Raw genomic sequence first — 3,427 nt, forward strand, 5'->3', positions numbered from 1 at the left:
TCTATCTCTTTCCTTTCTTCCTGATTTAATTCAATTCTTACAGATTTTCTTGCCATAATATTATTATAGCAAGATTTTATTGTAATGTCAAGTTATTATACCTCTTTTATCGGACAGGGCACTAGTAACTCATAACCTTCGGTAAATTCACGAATAAGGTTTGTATCTTGTGAACCAAGGATATGGCGGACTTGGATATTATCACCCGATTCTAATTTATACTTGAATTGAGATTGAGAAAGAAAATCTTGAAGCAGGGTAGTTTTCCCTACCTGACGGGGACCATAAATGACCAATACCTTGTTCGGTTTTAAATATTTGTTCAGTTCCTGATAAAATCTTGGTATCTTCATAATAATTATTATACCACATTCCTTGAAATATGTCAATTACAAAGATTGTTAATCCTTAAAATATATCAATTACGCAAAAAAACATTAAAACCCCATCCACCTCTTCACCTTTTCACAGTTTTCTTTTGATGTCAGCATTTCTAATAATTTAAATGTGACATTTAGAGCAGTTGCAGGCGAGGAAGAGGTAATAATATTCTCATCCACAACCACATCCTGATTAAGAACTTCCACTTCAAATTCTGCCAATTGCTTTCTTCTAATTCCATCAAGTAAATGATATGTTGTGGCTCTGCGACCTTTTAAAATGCCACTTTTTCCCAAAGGTAGCGCACCTACACATATTGAAGCTATAATCTTCTTTTCTTTATCAAAATTTCTAATCAATTCAAGAAAATCCTCACTATAGGCATCTTCATAGAATCCTGCCTTTTCAAAACCCCCAGGAATTGCCAGAGCATCATAATCTTTCACCTTAACCTCAGCTATCTGAATTTCAGGGATGACGGTAAAATTCCAGGTGCCTTTTATTTTAGGACGCCTCCCACCGGTAGTTACTCCAACCGGAATATCGCCATAAACCCTACTCCAGCCTAACACATCGGTAAAAACACTTGCTTCATATTCCTCAAAGCCATTACATAGAAAAAGCAATACCTTTTTCATAAATTTTCTGCTTCCACCTCCAGTCTCATCACTCATCATTTGAATATGAATTCGTCTGGTAGATGATTTTTGCGGTAATTTTTCAGCAATTTCAGCCGTAACCTTGCCATCACCACATCCAATATCTAAAAAGTCCCTCTTTTAATGATGGCTTCAAATATGTCCATGTTTTTCTGGCTCCATCACTTTTCATTCTCTTTCCTTTCAAGCTCTTTTTTATAAATCAACAACGGAAGTATCTCTAATATTGCAATAACCAATTGACCAATTTGTCCCCTCTCGAGGACGATCTCTACTCCAGATACAGCAACCTCGCCGAGCTGTGCGAATCATACGCCGATGATCGGGCGAGTCAATAGCACACCCGTCAATCACCTTGTAGGTCTCATCGGGCAGCCTTAGCGCCGCCTATGCCGAAATGCATGCCGAAGTTGCTGTCTAACCTACCACCGCTGTACCACATTGTGTACCCGTCCACCGAATCAAGAAGTATCGTTGGAGCGCCGACGACCCACGAGTTCCAGCTATCTGCCGAGCCGACCGGAAGAACCTCGGTAAAAGACACTGACCATGACAAGCCATCTCTTGATGTGCCGTAGATGTCAGGCACTTTGGTTCCGCCTCCAAGGTAAAACAGCTGATAGTAGTCGCCGTTTCGAAGAACAAAGAACGCGCTGTTTATGAGATCTCCTTCCTTGTACGAGGCAAGCTTGAGCAAGGGGTTGTCTTCGTGAAGATCCCATATCTGGCCATCAGAGGATGTCGCATAACCCAGGTGGACGTGGATTGTAGTAGAGTCGACCGGATCAAGGCCCAAGCCCACGAACCACATCTTGAAAGTTGAACTCTCCAGGATAACGGTGGGCTCCAACACGCCTAAACCAGTCCAGGCATAGGGGTTGTCTGAGGCATACAGTACTGGGTGTTCCGGCTCTTTGGTCCACTCAATGCCGTCATCCGATACGGCATGGCCGATTTGATATCCGCGATCGTGTCTCGCGCCGCTGTACCAGAGATGATAGGTATTGCCGTCACGCACTATGGTGGGCGTCTCGACGTCTTTCGAGTCAAAGGCAGTGGATGTGCCAAGGGGAACCACCGGCTCGTTATTCAGGATCCAGTGGACGCCGTCTTCGGACTCCGCGTACCCGATTCGTGTAACATTCTCTTCAGGATTGTGTGCTCCAAACCACATCCGAAAGCGGTCGCCTTCTTTAAGGACAAATGGGTCGCTCGGCCACCGTAGCGGGCCTGCTGGCTGTTCCCCTATGAGCGGGTTCTGCACAAGATTGATCCAAACTGGAGCGGTGGGCGGCAAGGGCTGTATGGATTCTAATGTCGTTTTTCTTTTAAGTTCTCTCACTGCATCTCTACATAAGTTTACTGTTCCAAACCTGAATCCAATAAGAAACAGAGTACAAACAAGGAATAAAAGATATACTTTCTTCATTTTAGGCCTCCAAAATAATAGTTTATTGAAAGATTCATTACAAAGTCAACCAAGCCAACTGAAGTGCCACTTTTTGTTGTATAAGCATAGTAAGGTCCTAAATCAAGATTGACAGAAAATTTACGAGCCAAGAATTTTTCAACACCTGCAAAACCACCACCTACAAAACCATCTGTAGTAAATTTATCTTTTTTATCTTCGTATTGGAAATAATCTAATTCTGCACCAAAGTAGTAAAACAGTTTTTTAATTCTGGATGGGTAAAATGAAAAATATTTGTAAAATCTCAGTCCGATAAGAGAGGTGTTTTCATCTTTTGTCTCAGTTTTTTCTGACAAACCTTGAAGCCGAAGTTCAACTGTTTTGTTATCAAAGCAACATTTTACACCAACCCCTGGGAAATTTATTCCTAAACCAAAACCGGTAATCTCTTCAGCAAATAGGTTACTTGTACTTAACTATTATCCAAAAAATCAAATACCATTTTTTATCCATTTTCTTGTCTAGCTCTTTGACAGGTGTTAAATTCTTATCATTCATTTTTGCTTATTCTCTTTCTTCTAATCGGTTTTTTAATTCTTTTCCAATTCCTTTCTGATAAATTTTTCTATTTCAGCGTTTATATTTCTGGCTCTTCACGGAATACAATGGGTAAATAATATTTAAGAATTTAAGGTAAGTTGCATCTATTTGGATAATATATTATACTCCTTAAAATCTTAAAAAGAGGAGGATCCAAACGATGCAACATAAAGATTATCTTACAGAGTTATTAGGATGTCAAGGATTTTTTGTGGTGGATATGGAAATAAGGAAAAATGGCGACATAGAGAAGGTAATATTATTCTTAAAATACAGAGAGAAAAAGATATATCTGTAGTGGATGTAAAAGGGTCTTAACAACATACTATGACTCCCGTATTCAGGAGGTTGCCATCTACATCTATGGAAGTATCCA

At 40.1% G+C, this 3,427-nt stretch carries 5 protein-coding genes; 1 reads left to right on the forward strand and 4 read right to left on the reverse strand.

The genetic code is table 11. From position 1 onward, the window contains the following. Positions 1-95: 95 nt before the first annotated feature. The 4 genes from AB1630_11465 to AB1630_11480 form a co-directional block, all read right to left on the reverse strand. Positions 96-353 (reverse strand): AAA family ATPase, encoded by a 258-nt coding sequence (locus AB1630_11465; GenBank protein ID MEW6104411.1) that lies wholly within the window; start codon positions 351-353, stop codon positions 96-98. A gap of 84 nt (positions 354-437) precedes the next feature. Then, positions 438-1,019 (reverse strand): DJ-1/PfpI family protein, encoded by a 582-nt coding sequence (locus AB1630_11470; protein ID MEW6104412.1) that lies wholly within the window; start codon positions 1,017-1,019, stop codon positions 438-440. A 385-nt stretch (positions 1,020-1,404) separates the two neighbouring features. Next, complete coding sequence (locus AB1630_11475; protein ID MEW6104413.1) at positions 1,405-2,469, reverse strand: hypothetical protein; 1,065 nt, start codon at positions 2,467-2,469, stop codon at positions 1,405-1,407. Beyond that, positions 2,466-2,807 (reverse strand): hypothetical protein, encoded by a 342-nt coding sequence (locus AB1630_11480; GenBank protein ID MEW6104414.1) that lies wholly within the window; start codon positions 2,805-2,807, stop codon positions 2,466-2,468. The genes AB1630_11475 and AB1630_11480 overlap by 4 nt, the downstream gene beginning before the upstream one ends. Positions 2,808-3,211: 404 nt before the next feature. Between AB1630_11480 and AB1630_11485 the strand changes: the two genes are divergently transcribed. Beyond that, the gene (locus AB1630_11485; GenBank protein MEW6104415.1) at positions 3,212-3,349 is read left to right on the forward strand and encodes a hypothetical protein; all 138 of its coding nucleotides are present in this window, start codon (positions 3,212-3,214) and stop codon (positions 3,347-3,349) included. The last annotated feature ends 78 nt before the right edge of the window (positions 3,350-3,427 follow it).

The sequence above is a fragment of the bacterium genome (genome assembly GCA_040753555.1).
Taxonomy (GTDB): Bacteria; UBA9089; UBA9088; order UBA9088; family UBA9088; genus JBFLYE01.